The sequence below is a fragment of the bacterium genome (genome assembly GCA_036382775.1).
Classification (GTDB): Bacteria; Hydrothermota; Tepidihabitantia; order SM23-42; family JAOAFX01; genus DASVHD01.
Genome location: DASVHD010000007.1, coordinates 49,910 through 67,141, shown reverse-complemented (window position 1 = coordinate 67,141; position 17,232 = coordinate 49,910). Strand labels below are relative to the sequence as shown.

General features: G+C 53.8%; 11 protein-coding genes and 1 pseudogene. All 12 read right to left on the bottom strand.

Annotated elements, in window-relative coordinates; genetic code table 11:
• The coding region (gene gltA, locus VF399_01575; protein HEX7319028.1) for an NADPH-dependent glutamate synthase at window positions 1-1,055 on the bottom strand (1,055 nt) is incomplete at its 3' end.
• The gene (locus VF399_01570) at window positions 1,048-1,872 is read right to left on the bottom strand and encodes a sulfide/dihydroorotate dehydrogenase-like FAD/NAD-binding protein (GenBank protein ID HEX7319027.1); all 825 of its coding nucleotides are present in this window, start codon (window positions 1,870-1,872) and stop codon (window positions 1,048-1,050) included. The genes VF399_01570 and gltA, both read right to left, overlap by 8 nt.
• Window positions 1,865-4,048 (bottom strand): 2Fe-2S iron-sulfur cluster-binding protein, encoded by a 2,184-nt coding sequence (locus tag VF399_01565; GenBank protein HEX7319026.1) that lies wholly within the window; start codon window positions 4,046-4,048, stop codon window positions 1,865-1,867. Before VF399_01565 ends, VF399_01570 begins: the two co-directional genes overlap by 8 nt.
• Complete coding sequence (gene nuoF, locus VF399_01560; protein HEX7319025.1) at window positions 4,045-5,856, bottom strand: NADH-quinone oxidoreductase subunit NuoF; 1,812 nt, start codon at window positions 5,854-5,856, stop codon at window positions 4,045-4,047. The genes VF399_01565 and nuoF (VF399_01560) overlap by 4 nt, the downstream gene beginning before the upstream one ends.
• Complete coding sequence (locus tag VF399_01555; protein ID HEX7319024.1) at window positions 5,853-6,299, bottom strand: NAD(P)H-dependent oxidoreductase subunit E; 447 nt, start codon at window positions 6,297-6,299, stop codon at window positions 5,853-5,855. Before VF399_01555 ends, nuoF (VF399_01560) begins: the two co-directional genes overlap by 4 nt.
• Before the next feature lie 67 nt (window positions 6,300-6,366).
• Window positions 6,367-8,277 (bottom strand): cache domain-containing protein, encoded by a 1,911-nt coding sequence (locus VF399_01550; GenBank protein ID HEX7319023.1) that lies wholly within the window; start codon window positions 8,275-8,277, stop codon window positions 6,367-6,369.
• Window positions 8,278-8,538: 261 nt separating this feature from the next.
• On the bottom strand, window positions 8,539-8,943 hold the full coding sequence (locus VF399_01545) for a hydrogenase iron-sulfur subunit (protein HEX7319022.1): 405 nt from the start codon (window positions 8,941-8,943) through the stop codon (window positions 8,539-8,541).
• Window positions 8,944-8,951: 8 nt separating this feature from the next.
• Window positions 8,952-12,200, bottom strand: a complete 3,249-nt coding sequence (locus VF399_01540) for an FAD-dependent oxidoreductase (protein HEX7319021.1) — start codon at window positions 12,198-12,200, stop codon at window positions 8,952-8,954.
• Complete coding sequence (gene nuoF, locus VF399_01535) at window positions 12,197-15,397, bottom strand: NADH-quinone oxidoreductase subunit NuoF (protein ID HEX7319020.1); 3,201 nt, start codon at window positions 15,395-15,397, stop codon at window positions 12,197-12,199. Before nuoF (VF399_01535) ends, VF399_01540 begins: the two co-directional genes overlap by 4 nt.
• Window positions 15,394-15,900, bottom strand: a complete 507-nt coding sequence (locus VF399_01530) for an NAD(P)H-dependent oxidoreductase subunit E (protein HEX7319019.1) — start codon at window positions 15,898-15,900, stop codon at window positions 15,394-15,396. The genes nuoF (VF399_01535) and VF399_01530 overlap by 4 nt, the downstream gene beginning before the upstream one ends.
• Window positions 15,880-16,263 (bottom strand): annotated as a pseudogene (locus VF399_01525) (FAD-dependent oxidoreductase). The gene VF399_01530 and the pseudogene VF399_01525 overlap by 21 nt, the downstream one beginning before the upstream one ends.
• A 90-nt stretch (window positions 16,264-16,353) precedes the next feature.
• Window positions 16,354-17,232 carry a CoB--CoM heterodisulfide reductase iron-sulfur subunit B family protein gene (locus tag VF399_01520; GenBank protein HEX7319018.1) on the bottom strand — a complete coding sequence of 293 codons (879 nt, stop codon included), beginning with the start codon at window positions 17,230-17,232 and terminating at the stop codon, window positions 16,354-16,356.

Genomic DNA, 17,232 nt, shown 5'->3' with positions numbered 1-17,232 from the left:
CAGTTGCGCTCGTCCCCGAAATATTTCAAGGGCAGGGTCAGCCAGTCGAAAATGATGCCTTCCTCTTCGGCGTGGTGGATCTCTTCGATCCGTGCCGGCATCTCCTGTTTGGAACGACGGTACACGATATGAACTTCCCTGGCGCCCAGGCGGAGCGCGGTGCGGGCGCAGTCCATTGCTACATTCCCGCCGCCCACGACCGCGACGTTCCTGCCGCGTACGATCGGGGTATCGTATTCCGGGAACAAATAAGCCTTCATTAAATTAGATCGGGTCAGGTACTCGTTCGCCGAGTAGACGCCGTTAAGGTTCTCGCCTGGTATGTTCATGAACCAGGGCAGGCCCGCGCCGGTCCCGATATAGATCGCGTTATAATCCTCAAGCAGCTGGTCGAGCGTCGCGGTCTTGCCCACCACGAAATCAAGAATGAGTTTTACGCCGCTCCGGACGAGATAGTCGACTTCACGGTACACGATCGCCTTGGGCAGCCGGAATTCGGGGATGCCGTACACCAGCACGCCGCCGGGTTTGTGCAATGCTTCAAAAATGGTAACGCCATGCCCGATCCTGATCAGATCGCCCGCGACCGTCAGCCCGCCCGGACCCGAACCGATGATCGCGACCTTTTTACCGCTTTGAGGCGGTGGTTCAGGCACCGGCGCCTCGCCCTGGCTCGCTTCCCAGTCAGCCACGAACCTTTCCAGCCGGCCGATCGCCACCGGCTCGAATTTTTTGGCGAGCACGCAGACCTGTTCGCATTGCGTCTCCTGAGGGCAGACCCGGCCGCAGACCGCGGGCAGAACATTTCTTTCTTTTAGGATCTTTATCGATTTTCTGAAATCACCTTCGGCGATCGCCTTGACGAACGCCGAAATATCTATTTCCACGGGGCAGCCGCCAATACAGGTCGGTTTCTTGCACTGAATGCACCGCTTTGCTTCCAGGACCGCTTCTTCCGGGTTGTACCCGTACGGCACTTCCCGGTAGTTCTTCACCCGCTCTTTGGCGGGCTGCTCGCGCATCTTTGTTTTATGCGGTTTGATCTTCTCAGCCATAGGTCTCGCATTCAAAGAAACTCAATGACCTGCGTTCATCCTGCATGTAGGTATGCCGGCGGGCAAGGAGATTATCCCAGTCCACGGCATGCCCATCGAATTCCGGACCATCGACGCAGGCAAATTTTGTCTGACCATTGATGATCACCCGGCAGACACCGCACATGCCGGTCGCATCGATCATGATGGGGTTTAGGCCAACGATCGTCTTCGTACCGCTCGCCTTCGTGGTCTGGGAGACGAGGTATGTCAGGTAAGTGCAACCCTGGCAATAAACGAGGTCCACTTTGTTGGCGGCAAGGTAACCGTTCAAGAAATCATTGATATGTCCCTTAAAGCCCCTGGTGCCGTCCCGCGTGATCTCGTGGAGTTCATCGCTGTAGCCCTTTAGTTTTTCCTGCCAGTACAGCAGGAATGAACTGCGCGCTTCGATCGCGGTAATGACCCGGTTGCCGTTCTCCTTGAACGCCTTGATCACCGGATACAGCGCTCCGATCCCGTAGCACCCGCCGATCGCCAGGACAGTCTTGCCCTGGACCATCTCGGTGGGCCGCCCCAACGGTCCGGCAAGGGTCGCAACGCTGTCGCCCGCCTTTAACAACGAGAGCTTTCTGGTCGATGTTCCCACGGCCATGAAGACCATGCTCGCGCTTTCCTTGTCCCATTCAACGAGGTTCAACGGTATCCGTTCGCCCGGCTCATCGGCGCGGACGACCACGAACTCGCCGGGTTTCGCGTTCCGGTGGATATCTTTGGAAGCGACCACCAGGAGGTTGATATTGGGCACGATCGGTTCGAGCTTCAGGATTTTATACATCGATCCTCACTGCTGATTCCCTGACCAGACCAGTGGCTACGTCCTGGTATGCAAACATAACGCCGGGCATCACGTCTTCCGTTATCCAAACCCGGATCGGAACGGAAAAACAGGCACTCTCCAGATTCACTTCAGCCCCCTGTTTCAGGTTCAATACATCGGCGTCCTGCGGATTTACCCAGACATAATCATCTTTGCGTATTCGCCGGAAACCTTTCAACAGCCTAGACAAGGATTTGGAACGAAAAAGGCAGGTGTTTTCCCGGACCACAAGGTAGTACGGATATTTTTTCGTCAGCTTTACTGTTTTAACCGCATCCTTGCAAAAGGCGATCTTCGGAGCCTTGGGCTCAGCCGCGCCGGTATTGAGCCGCGAAGCTATCTCCTTGATGATCCAATCGTCCGGTCTGGCTTTGTCCGCCGGCTCCACGGCTTTGTACACTCTTTTAACCTTACCCTGATAATCGATGAAACTGCCGTCATATTCACCGGGCATCGCGGCCGGCAGGAAAAGGTCAAAATTGATATCCGGCGTGAAGCAATCCTGCACGATCACCGTTTTTGACGGGATCGCGACCTTGGGCGTCTCGCCGATCAGATACAGACACTCGAACGGGTTCTTAACGCTTAAAAGACCGGGATCAAAGCAGTCGAATGCCGAACATTTAGCCATATTGGCGTGAAAAAACACCGGTACCTGATGGATCGATTTTTCCTTTCCGGCATTGAATTTGAAGTTGTTCGCAGGGTCGTATAATAGGTAGACATCCCGGCCCGCCAGTCTTTTCTTGGCTTCAATAATTTCCTGCTTGGCGATACCAGCGATCGCGCTATCGGCTCTTTCAGTCAGCAGCGTGCTGACAAATTCGTTTACTCTTGCCGGTTCGGGTCTGAACCAGATATCGGCGGTCTCCGCGATCTTCGTCTGCACCGGATCGACCACGATCAGCAGCGGGCGTTCTTTGATATGACTTTTTATGCGCAGCAGCTCTACAGAAAAATCGCTGATCATATCGGTCGCCACGACCACCAGGGCTGTCTTTTTCGAAACTGGTGCCGGCGCCATCACCTCAGTTAGCACTCTTTCGAACGAAGCGTACGGTGCCCCGATCGAATCGATACCCGCTAATTCCACGCAGCAGGATATGGCGTCGATGGCTTCGCACGAGATCTGGGGCGAGAAAACAATGGCGGACCTCGCGCGGACCTGACTCAGCTTCAAAGCCGCAAACTCCAGGGCTTCATCCCATTCCACTTCGACATGCCGGTCGTTCATTTTCATGACCGGCACCGTCGCGCGTCTCGGGTGGTTGACCAGCGGCGCGATCCCGAAGCGGCCCCTCACGCATATCCCGTTGTTCCGGGGCGTAGTGGAAACGACTTTTTCGTTCTTTACGTTGATGTTGATATCGCAGCCGGCACTGCATAACACACAGCTGCTGGCGACGATCCGGTCGGGTTTGCCATCCCATTTGCTGAACCTTTCGCTCATCGCGCCGGTCGGACAGGCATCAACGCAGGCTCCGCAGAACTGGCAGGGTGTTTCCAGGTGGGAGACGCCGTACGCCGTCCCGACCAGGGTCTTGGATCCGCGGTGGTGGAAATCGATGACCGACGCGCCCCTCAGTTCATCGCACGTCCGCACGCACCGGCCGCACAGGATACAGAGGTTGTAATTGCGTTCAAAAAAGGGATCTCGGTTTTCGATATCAACATTGCGATAGCTGAACGCAAATGGGATCTCGGTAATCCCGAATTCCTCGGTTAGTTTCTGCAGTTCGCAGGTCCCGTTGCGGGCGCAGTATTTGCATCCAAAGGTAATAGGTTCTTTCTCGATGCACTCCATGTACTGCGCGCAATCTTGTTTCTTCGCGCAGATCAAGCATGAATGGGGATGCTCTGAAAGGATCAGCTGCAGGGTGAATTTCCGCTGTTCTCTCAAACCCGGGCTGTCGGTCACGACCACCATGCCTTCCTCGACCGGGAGCGTGCACGACGCCACGGGCCATGACATTCCCCTGACCTCGACGATGCATAGACGGCAGCCGCCATATGGCTGCAGGTTTTTCTGATAGCATAGGGTCGGCACGGCGATGCGTTCCCGCTGGCAGACCGTCAACACGCTATCGCCTTTTTGAGCAGTAAACTCTTTTCCGTTGATACTTATTTTTATCACGTTACCGCCGGCGTCACCTTTTTGACTGCGCCAAATTTCGACGGACAAACCGTGATACAGATGCCGCAGCGATTGCATTTTTTTTGATCGATCACATAAGTTCCCTTTGGTTTACCGGTGATCGCCTTGCTGGGACAACTCTTCGAACACGCGACGCAGCCCGTGCACAGCTCCTTATCGATCACGTATGATATTAGCAATTTACACACTAGCGCGGGACAGCGCTTGTCATTGATGTGCGCATCATACTCGTTGCGGAAATAATTGATCGTGTTAAGTACCGGGTTAGGTGCGGTCTGACCCAGACCGCACAGCGAAGTCGTCTTGATATTCGCTGCTATCGATACAAGCTGATCAACGTCGGTTGCAAGTCCGCGGCCTTCGGTGATCCGTTCCAGAACCTTGACCATTTGCTTTACTCCTATACGGCAGGGCGGGCATTTGCCGCATGATTCCTGCTGGGTGAAATTCAGAAAATATTTGGCAATATCAACCATGCACGTATCTTCGTCCATTACGATCATGCCGCCCGAACCCATCATTGATCCGGCCTGGGTCAGACTTTCGTAATCGATCGGCAGATCGATCATTTCCCGGGGTATGCACCCGCCTGATGGACCGCCGGTCTGAACAGCCTTTAGTTGTTTGTTTTGCGGTATACCGCCACCGATATCGTAAATGATCGATCTCAGCGTCATGCCCATTGGCACTTCCACCAATCCGGTGTTGTTGATCTTGCCGACTAACGAGAAGATCTTGGTTCCCCGGCTCTTTTCCGTGCCGATCTCCGAGAACCACGCAGCGCCTTTTGATATGATCTGAGGCACATTGGCCCAGGTCTCGACGTTGTTGATATTCGTCGGCCTGCCCCACAATCCGCTTATGACCGGGTAAGGAGGCCGCGGTCGGGGTCTTCCGACCTTGCCTTCAATGGTCGCCATGAGTGCCGTCTCTTCCCCGCATACAAAAGCTCCGGCGCCCTTCACGATTTCCAAGTGAAAGTCAAAACCGGTCCCCAGAATGTCATTGCCGATCAAACCAGCCTCTTCCGCTTGTTCGATCGCCCGCATGATCCTTTTTACCGCCAGCGGATATTCGGACCGCACGTAGATATACCCTTTCTGGGCGCCGATCGCCTTGGCGCCGATGATCATACCTTCAATGACCGAGTGTGGGTCTGCCTCCAGGACGCTTCTATCCATAAAGGCACCCGGATCGCCCTCGTCGCCGTTGCAGATCAGATATTTGCGGTCGCCGGTGGAATCACGGCACATCTGCCACTTCCGGCCGGTAGGAAAACCCGCTCCTCCCCGGCCCCTCAGACCAGATGCAATGATCTCGTTTATTATCTCCGGCGCGGTCATCTTCGTCAGCGCCTTTTCCATTGCAAAGTAACCGTCAAAAGCGATGTATTCTTCGATGTTCTCGGGATCGATCCGGCCGCGGTTCCTCAGCACGAAAAGACGCTGATACTTGAAGAAACCGATTTCGGACATCCTGGGAACCGGTTCCTTTCCGCCTGGCGGCATGTACATCAACCTTGTTACCGGACAATGGTTGATGAAATGTTCTTCGACGAGGTGCGGTATGTCGCTGACAGAAACATGCTGATAAAATATGTCATCGGGCTGGACTACGATAATCGGACCGCGTTCGCAGAATCCATTGCAGCCGGTCGCAACGACTTCAATCTCCCGCTGCAGTCCCCGCTTCGCTATCTCCGCGACAAGCGCCGACCTTATTTCGTATGAACCGCAGGCTACGCAGCCGGTCCCGGCGCAGACCAGCAGGTGGCGATAAATTCTCACTTCACTTCCTTGACGATCTTATCCACGGCTCGTACCGAAACCTGGCCATGATATTTGCCGTCCACAACTACGATTGGCGCGAGCGCGCACGCGCCCAGGCAATTTACCGTTTCCAGTGTATATTCACGGTCTTTGCTGGTCTCACCGACCGCGAGACCAAGCTTATCCTCCAAACAGAGCAGTACTTCCGGTGCCCCGCGTACGTGGCAAGCCGTTCCCATGCATACGGTCAGGCAATGCCGCCCTCGTGGTTCTAGGCTGAAAGCTGCAAAAAATGTCGCGATTCCATACATTTTGCTCAAAGGCACATGCACTCTTCGAGCGATATAGGTCAATACGTCCTTGGGCAGGCAATTATATTCACTTTGCACCTCTTGCAGGATCTGTATGATACTGGCCTGACCGGTCGGATATTTTTTCAGGATCTTAATGACTTTTTCCATAGGGCCATATTATATCCGAAATAAAAAAAAAATCAAGTAATTGCGGCTTGCCAAATAAATATTGCCATCAGCAAGGCAGGCGGATCACGAAAGTCGTTCCCTTGCCGATCTCACTCGTAACCGATATCTTTCCGCCATTATCCTCGATGATGCGATGGCTTATGCTCAAGCCGAGTCCCACGCCATGGGTCGCTTCCTTGGTCGTAAAGAACGGCTCGAATATTTTCTTGATGTTCTCTTCTTTTATGCCCGGTCCCGTGTCGGCGAACGTGACCTCCACGAATTTTCTGTCTTTCGAAAGCGCGGTCCTCACGGACAGCTCGCCCTTCCCTTCCATTGCCTCCCCAGCATTGATTATAATGTTCATGAAGACCTGCTGGATCTGCGAAGGATCGACCTTGACCATGGGCAGCGTCTCATCCAGTATCCTGTCGATCGTGATGTTAAGAAAAAGCGCCTGGCTCTTGATCAGGGACAGAGAAGCTTCCAGCAACTGGTTGACCGAACAATCCTTGATCTCGGGTTTTTTCTGGCGCGCGAAGTCGAGCAAACCCCTGACGATATTCTTGCATCGCAGCGCTTCGGCGTTGATCTTTTCCAGGTTCGTCCGCTTCGGATCACCCTTGGGTAGCGACCGCAGGACCAGATCGCAGTACAGGATGATACCCGTCAGCGGGTTATTTATTTCATGCGCGACGCCGGCAGCCAGCTGACCGATCATGGCCAGCCGTTCTGCTTCCGCGATCTTTAGCTGCGCCAGTTCCCTGATCTGGGCGTCCCGCTCGCTGATCGAGGTCACCATGAAATTGAAGACTTTACCCAGTTCGCCGATCTCATCGCTGGACTGGATGTTGGTCGAGTAGGAAAAATCGCCATCGGCGATATGATGGGCGGCGGTCGCCAGTCTCGCGACCGGCCTCACGATCCCCTGTGCGATCATGAAGGATATGAAAAAGACCACGACCATGCCCAGCAGGGTTATCCCGAGGAACGTCAGGATCACATTGTTTCGCATGTCCGTGTACTTCTGCTCAAGGATCCCGACATAGAGAATCCCCGTCACATTATTGTTTATATCCCGGATCGGTTCGTAAGCCGTAATATACCAGTCATTGACGACGAATGCCCGCGCGATCCAGCGTTCTCCCCTTTCCAGCACGGCTTCGTAAACGCTCTGGGAAACAAGCGTGCCGATCGCCCGGCTGCCGTCCTCGTTCTTGACATTGGTCGATATCCTCAAGTCGCCTTGAAAGATCGTCGCTGTGCCGATATCCTTACCCTTGTATTTCTCGTCCTGGAACACCGTGTTCTTCACCTGATCGACCAGATCATAATTGTGGTTGAGCAATTTGGCGCCGTAGATGATACCCACCATTCTCTGGTCGTCATCGAACACGGGCGTTGCCGCTGCGACCGCCATCCCGTTCTTCTCGATGCCGGTCCGCTGGTATTTCGCCATCGGTGTGTGCAGAATCTCGATGGCTGCCTGTCTGACCAGCGCGTCGCCCTCGCGCTGCAGCTGGTTCTCGGCCAACAGGATCGTGGTCGCGGTCGACAGCCGGTCATTAATAACGCGCTGCAGCAAGGCATTGGACGACAGGTCATCGCCGTAAACCGACGGGTTATTCGCCCGGGTAATCACGCGTCCCCCGGCGTCCAGAGCGATAAGGATGTCGAGGTTCTCGCTCTTCAGCACCTGGGCAAGGACATTGACCAGGTACTGCCGATCATTTTTCACGACCGCATCTCGCACCAACACGCGTGTTGACGTGAACCGGGTGATATTCTTGGCGTCTTTTAGCAGTTCATTGTATATCTCACGCGCTGAATTAAGGTCGGTCCTGACCTTGTCCTGCGCCTGTTTGATGATATCGTTGCCGATCAACCTGACGCCGGCGACGGTGCTGATCACCCCGCTGATCAGAATCACCGACACCAGGCTGACCAGCAGTTTTGTCCTCAGGGAGATCTTTATCATGTTCGGTCGTTATATTGTATAAAAAACGCGGCGGTGGTCAAGTAACGTGTAATGCCGCCGCAGCTTTTGAAATCCGTTGCTCTATGCGCCATACTTTGTGGCGGATTGAGCTATAGGCGCAGACCTAAAATCAATAAATCAATTCAAGTATATATAGATCGGCGATTATGTCAATAAAATCTCAATCCGGATCATAGTTGTTCAATGTTTTTACGATTGGCCTCGCCGCAGTGCCCGTTCCGGTGAGAACGTTCAGGGGTATTATTGCTGCCGCGGGCCCAACCGCTGGACTTCATCAATAAAGTCGTTTATGACCTGTTGGAATTTGATGCCTTCGCCGGCCGAGACCCATTCCAGCCTGAACCGGTTCTCGTTGATGCCGAATTCCTTCAGCAGGACCTTCATTCCCTGATACCGGCGCAATGCTTTGTAGTTCCCAGAAATATAATGACAATCGCCAGGATGGCAGCCGGTCAGCAATACCCCGTCGGCACCATTCTTGAAAGCGCGCAGAACGAACTCTGGTTCGATCCGCCCCGAACACATGGTCCGGATGATCCTGAAATTCGGATGCATCTGCAAACGCGACACGCCCGCCAGGTCAGCGCCCGCGTAAGAGCACCAGTTGCAGCAGAAAACAACCACTTTGGGTTTGAACTCGCTCATCACGCACCTCACTCTTTCAGCGCATCGACCATCGCGATGACCTGTTGCTTGGTGAACCCGTACTGCCCCATGGCCCCGGACGAACAGGCGGCCACGCACGTTCCGCAACCCTTGCATAACGCCTCATTTACCTTGGACAGCCGTTTGTCATCCTTAGTCGTTATCTCGATGGCTTCGTAAGGACAGAGAGCGCTGCACACGCCGCAGCCCGCGCAAAGGTCCTCGTTCACGAATGACACGGTCGCTTCCGCGTAATATTTTTTATGCGCGATGATTGTGGTCGCCCGTGCCGCGGCGGCCTTTGCCTGGCTTATCGCCTCGTCAATCCCTTTCGGACTGTGTGCCATTCCCGCCACGAAAACGCCTTCGGTGGCGAAATCGACAGGTCTTAATTTAACATGCGCTTCCAGGAAGAACCCTTCGCTGTTCAGCGGTACTTTGAGCATTTTGGCAAGTATGGCGTTGTCCTTGCGCGGCTCGATGCCCGCGGACAGCACGATCAGGTCGGGCATGACCTCGATCGTCTCGCGCAGGATCGGCTCGTTGACGGTCAAACGCAGTTTTCCACCGCTTGATTCAAGGACCGGTTTGGACGTATCATCATACCGGATAAAAACGACCCCGGCTTCGCGCGCCTTGCGGTAATAGTCCTCGCGCAGGCCGTAGGTCCTGACGTCGCGGTACAGAACATAGACATTTGCCTGCGGGTCCTGCTCCAGCATGTGCAGGGCATTTTTTACGGCCTGGAAGCAGCAGATCCGGCTGCAGTATTCGTGTTTGTCGTCACGGGACCCAACGCACTGGATCATGACGATGTTTTTGGCATTCTTTTTTTCCAGTGCCGCCGGATCGTTCAGCAGTTTTTCGAACTCCCGCTGGGTAACCACCCGCTCATTAGACCCGTACATGTACTCGGTGGTGATGTGTTCATCCGCCCCCGTAGCTACGATGACCACGCCGTGGACCACTGTTTCCACGCCGCCATCGGCCCTTTTTATCCGGGATTCGTAGTTGCCGACGAACCCTTTAAGCGATTCGACCTCAGCCCTGGTGAACAGTTTGATATGCTTGTGGGCTTTTACGTTCGCGGTGAGACGGTCGAGATAACCAGCGACATTCCGGCCTTCGATCGTGTGGTAAATGTGCCGCATGTGACCGCCCAGGTCAGGCTCGCGCTCTACGAGGAAAACCTCAAAACCCTGATCCGCCAGGGTCAAAGCCGATACCATACCGGTCGCGCCGCCGCCAATCACCAACGCCTTTTGCGTGACATCGAGCTCGACACGCTTGAGCGTCGTTAAAAGGCGTGCTTTGGCGACAGCCATCCGCACCAGGTCCTTTGCCTTGACCGTCGCCTCGGCTGGTTCCTGCATGTGGATCCAGGAACACTGGTCACGGATATTCGCCATCTCGAACAAATAGGGATTCAACCCTGCTTCCCGGATCGTTTCCCGGAACAGCGGCTCGTGTGTCCGCGGTGTGCATGATGCTACGACCACCCGGTTCAGCTGATGCTCTTTTATCATCTCTACCATTTTTTTCTGGGTATCCTGAGAACAGGTGTAGAGATTGTTCTCCACATAGACGACACCGGGCAGGGTTTTGGCATATTCCATGACCGCTTTGACATCAACGTAACCGCCGATATTAATACCGCAGTGGCAGATGAAAGCGCCGATCCGCGGCTCCTGTGCGCTGACATCAAGCTCCTTGGCGTACTGTTTCTTTGACACAAGTGTGTTTCTGACGCTGGCTAGATTTGTCATCGCTTCACCTGCAGCCGCCGACGCCTGCGTCACGGTCTCAGGAATGTCCTTGGGACCTGCGAACGCGCCGCAGACATAGATACCGTCCCGGATCGTGTCGACGGGCAGGAATTCGCTGGTCTTGCAGAATCCATGCTCGTTCAGGTTAACGCGCAGTTTTTTCGAAAGTGCCTTCATGTCATCCTTAGGGACCAATCCGACCGACAGCACCGCCATATCGAACTCTTCCTCTTTTATTTCACCCTGTTCGCTCTCGTAATGGATGATAACGTTTCTGGTGACCGGATCCTGGTCGATCTTCGAGACCCCGGCCCGCACGAACCGCACGCCGTACTCTTTTTCTGCCCGTTGGTAATAACTCTCGAAACCCTTGCCAAAGGTCCTTATATCCATGTAGAAGATCGTCGTATCCAGTCCTCCTTTGGCGTGTTCCTTGGCGATGATCGACTCCTTGATCGCGTAGGTACAGCATACCGAAGAACAGTAGCTCGCGCCTGCCTGCGGGTCGCGGGAACCGACGCATTGAATAAACGCGATCCTCTGCGGTTCCTTGAGATCGCCCGGTCTCTTGATATGACCCTGGAAAGGACCAGAAGCCGAGAGGATGCGTTCGAACTCCATTGAGGTCACCACGTTGTCATGGCGGCCATAACCATACTCGCTCTTTCTTTTGGCGTCGAATTCATCGAAACCAGGAGCCAGAACAATGGAACCGACGTTCAGGTCCATGACCTCTTCCTGCTGGTCATACTTGATCGCCTTGGCCTCGCAGAACTCCTCGCAGACCTTGCATTTGTCGGTCAGGAAATGAATGCATTTTTCTTTATCGATTATTGCGAGATTGGGAACCGCCTGGGGAAATGGTATCCTTATAACCGGCCTTGGCCTGAGTCTTTCATCGAACTCATCGAGGATCGATCTCGACGGCTTGTCGCTGATCTTCTTCAACCGTTCATTGGCTGTTGGGCATACCGCGTAACATGCGCCGCACACCATGCAGGTCCTTGAGTTCACCTCGAAAGGTGGCGCGATCTTCCTTTTATCGCCGCGTTTTGAAAAACCGATCGCGCTTCGGTCCATTCGTTCCTTGCACATGCGGATACAAAGACCGCAGAGCATGCAATCTTCGTCTTTGATATGATACGGGCTCTCCTGTACTCCCAATTTCCGCGCCACGTCAATGATCTGTTGTGATTTCGGAGCTCGCGCCATGATCAGACCGATCATCGTGCGCCTGATATTCTGCAATTCGGGCGAATTGGTGACGACCTCGATATCGTTGTCAGCCGGATACAGGCACGAAGCCTGGATGGTCTTCCTGCCGGCCCTGTTGATCTCCACCACGCATAATCTGCATGCGCCGTAGGGACTCAATGCCTTATGATAGCACAGCGTCGGGATATCGATATTCAGCTTTTTTACTGCCTCAAGGATCGTTTTCCCCTTTTCGATCTCGACCGGCGTTTTATCAATATGGAGTTTTATCGTCATTTTCGCTCCTTGCACTTTTTCACAAATTCCTGACCCTGCGTGGTCTCCAGATCGCAATGCAAACACCGCCGGGCTTCCTTGATCGCCATTTCCTCGGTGTAACCATTATCGATCTCGGGGAATTTATTGATCCGGGGGGATACTGCCAGGCCGGGCATTTTGACGCGCTGGTAATCGGCCATCTCCACTTCGGTCATGGCAACCGGCTCGACATAGATCGACGGCCGTGTCACCGCATGTTTCCGCATCCACGCAGCTTTTTTCAAATAACTATCGATCGATTCAGCGGCCAGTTTGCCGTCGCGGATCGCTTCGATCGCCGTGCTCGGCCCGCGGATCGCGTCGCCGCCCGCGAAGATCTGGGGATGGCTGCTCTGAAGGGTCTCCGCATTCACGTCCACCGTTCCCCATTTGGTTAGTTTAGCGTGTTTAGCAAGAAACCCGGTCTGCGGCTGCTCGCTGACCGCTGCGATTATCGTGTCGAATCCAGTGGTGAATTCAGAGCCCGGTATGGGAACCGGCTTGCGCCGGCCCGAGCTGTCGATCTCGCCCAACGCCATGCGTGAGCACGTAAAAAGAAGCTTGCCGTTCTGCTCCGCGATCTTTTGGGGCGCAACAAGGTACTGGATCTTGACGCCCTCTTCGAGTGCCCCTTCGATCTCTTCAGGAAAAGCGGGCATTTCAGACCTGGTGCGGCGGTAATAGATCTCCACCTCGCATCCCAGTCTCAGGGCAACACGGGCAGCATCGATCGCGGAATTACCACCGCCGATCACGCATACCTTGTTGCCCAGATCGACCTTCTGACCGGTATGGACCGCCCGCAGGAATTTCATGCCCGGCAAAACGCGCGGATGGTCTTCTCCCACAACACCCATCTTGATGCTTTCATGAGCCCCGACCGCTACGAACACCGCGTCGTAGCCCTGTTTCAGCAGCTCGTCGATACTAACTTGCTCGCCGATCCTCACGCCATTTTTAATCTCCAGTCCTGCTTTTTTCATGTTTTGGATATCGAAATCCAGCACCGGCCTGGGAAGCCGGTACTCGGGGATTCCGACCAATAACATGCCGCCGGGTTTTTGCTCCGAGTCGAAAACTGTGACCTTGTGACCTTTAAGGCAAAGGTAATAACCGGCTGTCAAGCCCGCCGGTCCAGCGCCAACAATGGCTATTTTCTTGCCGGTGGCAGGCGTTTTGCCTGGAGGCTCGATATTTTTCTTCGCTGCGGTTGCCCAATCGATGACGAACCTCTTCAGACCGCGGATATTTATGGGCTCCCCGATATCACCGGCGCGGCACGACATTCTTTCGCACGGATGATGACAGATGCGGCTCACCGACGCCGGCATGGGGTTGTCCCTGGTTATCACCTCGAGCGCCTGCTCGAACTTTCTGCTGGCGATATACGACACGTATAATTGAGCCTCGGTGCCTATTGGACAGGTATGCTGGCAAGGGGACGAAACGATCTCCTTGCAAACGATCGCCGGGCATCTTTTATGCTTGATATGTTCTTCGTATTCATCCCTGAAATACCTTATCGTGGACAGGACCGGATTGGCCGCGGTCTGCCCCAGCCCGCACATTGAAGCCGATTTCACTACCTTACCCAGGTTCTCCAGGAGATCGATATCGCCTTCCTTGCCTTCTCCCCTGGAAATGCGGTCAACGATCTCATACATCTCCCGGGTTCCTTCACGGCACGACGAGCACTTGCCGCAGGACTCATCCTTGAGAAACTCAAGGAAATATCTTGCGATGTCCACCATGCAGGTGCGTTCATCCATTACGATCATGCCGCCAGATCCCATGATCGATCCGGCTTCGGCAAGTTTTTCATAATCGACAGGCTGATTGATATGGCTTAAAGGCAGACAGCCGCCTGAAGGTCCGCCCGTCTGAATGGCTTTGAACTTTCGGTTTTTGGGAATACCGCCGCCCATCTCGATGATCTCATCCAGCTTCATCCCCATCGGCACTTCTATTAACCCTGTATTTTCTATTTTTCCGACCAGCGAGAACACCTTCGTGCCCTTGCTCTTTTCCGTTCCGATCCGGGAAAACCAATCCCCACCGCGGGCGATAATGACCGGGATATTCGCCCAGGTCTCCACATTGTTTATATTCGTCGGTTTTCCCCATAATCCGGATTCGGCCGGGAATGGCGGCCTTAACCTTGGTTCCGGCGACTTCCCTTCGATCGAGCTTATCAGAGATGTTTCCTCGCCGCAGACAAATGCGCCCGAACCCTGCGCCATCTTTATCTTGAAATTGAAATTAGTGCCCAGAATGTTGTCACCCAGCAGGTTACTTTCCTCAGCATCGCTGATCGCTTTTTTGAACCGTTCGATCGCCAGCGGGTATTCAGTGCGCACGTAAATGTAGCCCTCTTGCGCTCCGATGGCATAGGCGCCGATCACCATGCCTTCAATGACCGAATGCGGGTCTCCTTCAAGGATGCTCCGGTCCATGTATGCGCCGGGGTCTCCCTCGTCAGCATTGCAGATTATGTACTTTGTCTCTCCCTTTGATTTCCGGCACAATTCCCACTTCAAACCTGTCGGAAAACCCGCGCCGCCGCGCCCCCGCAGTCCGGATTTCTTGACATCGCCGATCACCTGGTCGGCCGAATATCCCTTCAGTACCTGCATCAGAGAAAAATAGCCGCCGCGCGCAATGTACTCCTCGATATCTTCGGGATTAATGAAACCGCAATTTCGCAGGGCGATCTTGAGCTGTTTTTTGAAGAACGCGATGTTGTTATAGAGTTCTATCGACCGGACCGCGTCCGGTAGATCACGGGCGACGAGAGACTTCTTCTCGTTCAATATCAACCATTCATCTTCATCAAAACGCCAGGCTGCGATACTATTGTTTATATGGTCTTTTTTCAGATCATCAAAGATGAGTTTAGCCTTTTCTTCATTAACTTTGGAAAAAGTCACCCGCGGTAAGCCAGGGATCAGGATATCGACCAGCGGTTCTTTCTGGCAAAACCCAATGCACCCGACCGGGACAAGGTTAAACTTGCCGTTAGAGTCGATCTCCTTGCTGAAATAATTGTAGACCTGTTCGGCGCCGGTCGCCAGTCCGCATGTCGCCATCCCGACACTGATCCTCACCTTGTCCGGATAGAGCTTCTTTATCCCGCTATCCTTAAGCTTTTGCAGGTCTTCTTTGTTCTTTAGCTTCATAGTCTGTACTTTCTCAATATATTGCCGATCTCATTTACCCTGACATTACCGTAGGTATTACGACCAATGCGAACTGCTGGTGCTATGCTGCAACACCCGATACACCGGACGGTCTGCAACGAGAATAAAAAATCTTCGGTCGTCCCACCGTCACTGATGCCCAGCTCCTGTTCGACCTTTTCCTGCAATCTGCCCGAACCGCGGACATGGCATGCGGTACCGCGGCAGAGCGCGATCGTATACTTTCCCTTCGGCACGAGGCTAAAAGCGTTGTAGAACGTCGCGATGTTATATATATGGCTTAAAGGTATATCCAATTCCCTACCGACATAGCGCAGCAAGTCCATCGGCAGGTAATTGTACGTTGCGTTTATCTTCTGGAGGATCGGCATAAGGCTGCCTTCCTTGGACTTGTAATCACTGATGATCCCCTGGACCTTGGCAAAATCCTCGGGTTGCAGCTGTATTGTCTCCTTGTCGATATCAGCGTATGCGATCTGCATTACCGGGCAATTCGCCATGCAAAGCCCGCAGCCCGTGCACTTATCCTCATCAACAAACCGCGGTTTTTTCTGCACGGTCACGACGAAATTGCCGGATTCACCGCCGAGTTTTTCGATCTCGGCGTTAGTGATGATCTTTATGTTCGGATGTCTCGCGACACTGACCAGCTTCGGCGCCAGGATGCACATCGCGCAGTCGTTGGTGGGGAATGTCTTGTCGAGCTGAGCCATGACCCCACCTATGCTTGGACCCTTCTCGACCAGATAAACCTTGAATCCGGAATCTGCCAGGTCCAGCGCTGCCTGTATGCCGCCGATCCCGCCGCCGACAACCATCACCGCGCCAACCTTTCCGTTACTCATGGATCCTCCGCTTCAGAAACTGGCTTTTGACATTTGGAATTTGGGATTCATTTGGATCTTGATATTTGGTATTCTGCATTTTGTAAGCCTTCATCTAATCTTCTCCATCAATGCTTTTGTGGACACCCTGTTCATCCTCAAGCCCAGAGCTTTTTCATCCAAGCCCATCGCCAGACCAAGCAGTTGAGGATAGTACAGGACCGGGATGGTGAACACTTCATTGAATTTTTGTTCCATCTTCCGCTGATTATCATCGAACATGACGCTGCAGAATGGACACATCAGGACCATTGCGTCCACTGAATTCCGCTTGAGCGCGGTCATTTTCGGGCGGGCAACGGAATACGCCAGGTCCTCGCTGATCGCCAGGAGGCTGGCACCGCAGCATCGCGTTTTCTCGTTGTAGTCCAAAGGCACCGCGCCCGTGACGCTGATCAGTTCATCGAGGGATTTTGGATTTTCCGGATCTTCTGGAGTTTGATAAATGTCGGTTGGTTTCAGGTAATGGCATCCGTAGTGCGCCGCGACCTTGAGATTGGTAAGTTTTTTCTTTATCAACTTCGAGATCTCCGGGATCCCGATATCCTCGTACAGGATCTTGACAAAATGTTTGACTACGATATTCCTGCTGAGTCGGTAATCGAACCCGGCTTTCTTGAGCAGCGCGAGGGTCCTGGTCTTTTCCGGGAAATCATCGGAAAGATGCTTGCTGACCTCGGTCAGTGAGCTTGTGCAGGCACTGCACAGCGTGCAGACATCGAGATCTTCGTTCTCGGCGGCCAGCAGGTTGCGCGCGGCCAGGAAAAATGCGCTCTCCTGGTGAACTGACTTGATCGGGAACCCGCAGCATTCGAAATCGGCGATGTCCGTAAACTCAAGTCCGGTCTCCTTCGCCACTGCCCGTGCCGCCATTTCATAGTTCCTGCCCCTGCCTAATACGGTACAACCCGGGAATAGTGCGTACTTCAT